The 1,121-nt window shown below is 61.2% G+C and carries 1 protein-coding gene; it reads left to right on the top strand.

Annotated features, from left to right (window positions below):
* The coding region (locus AC1DUU_RS32640; RefSeq protein ID WP_476787420.1) for an ABC transporter permease at positions 1–1,100 on the top strand (1,100 nt) is incomplete at its 5' end.
* Positions 1,101–1,121 lie beyond the last annotated feature (21 nt).

The following is a 1,121-nucleotide window of genomic DNA, read 5'->3' as shown; positions in this document are numbered from 1 at the left end:
GCCTCGGCCACGATCTTTTGTTTCGGCTGCAGGCACTCAAGATCGGCCAGGCACTGGAAAGTGGTGTTGCGATCGTCTTGATGGCGATCACGCTCGACCAGTTGAGCCGGGCGGCAGCCCATAAAGAGCCATCGCACGTTGCGGACGATTCCACATTCCTGCAGCGCTTTCCGTTCCTGTCGGCCGCGGCTTTGGTCATCTTCGGTTCGCTCTTGCTTTCGCTCGTCACGCCCTATGCGCAAGCTTGGCCATCCAGCCTCACGCTCAGCACCGCGCCGTTTTGGGACGCGCTCGTCGGCTGGGTCACGGTGACCTTCTACGAACCGCTGCAATATCTGCGCAACGCCATGCTGCTCTACGTACTGATCCCTGTGCGTGACCTGTTCCAGAGCATTCCGTGGACGGCGATGGTTGCGCTTGTCGCGGCCGCCGGCTGGTCGCTTGGCGGCCTGCGCCTAGCCCTCACAGTTTCCGGCTTCGTGTTGTTCATCGCCTTTGCCGGCTATTGGGAGCGTTCGCTGATCACCGCCTATATGGTAACGGTCGCCGTGCTGATCTGTGTCCTGATCGGCCTGCCGATCGGCATCTGGGCATCGCGCACCGAGCGCCGCACCGGCATCGTCAGGCTGTTGTGCGACACCTTCCAGACCTTCCCCTCGTTCATCTATCTGATCCCCGTCATCATGTTGTTCAAGGTCGGCGATGTCGCTGCGATCTCGGCCATCATCATCTATGCGATGATCCCGATCGTGCGCTACACCATCTTCGGACTGCGCAACGTGCCATCCGAAATCGTCGAGGCCGGCATCACCTCGGGCTGCACCAGGCGTCAGCTCCTGTGGAACATCCGCATGCCGCTCGCTTTTCCCGAGATCATGCTCGGCATCAACCAGACCATCATGTTCGCGCTGTTCATGGTCATCATCGCAGCCTTCATCGGCACCAAGGACATCGGCCAGGAGATTTTCCGGGCACTGACCTTCAACGACGCAGGCAAGGGCCTGGTACTCGGGCTCTGCGTCGCCTTCATGGGCCTGACCGCCGACCAGCTGATCACCGCCTGGGCAACAAGGAGGAGACAGCGGCTCGGCCTGGAGTAGGGACATCCAGGCAGCCTCCCT

Source organism: Aminobacter sp. P4_H6_2, from assembly GCF_056400805.1.
The sequence above is the reverse complement of the archived record's forward strand: the minus strand, read 5'-3'. Positions and strand labels throughout refer to the sequence as shown.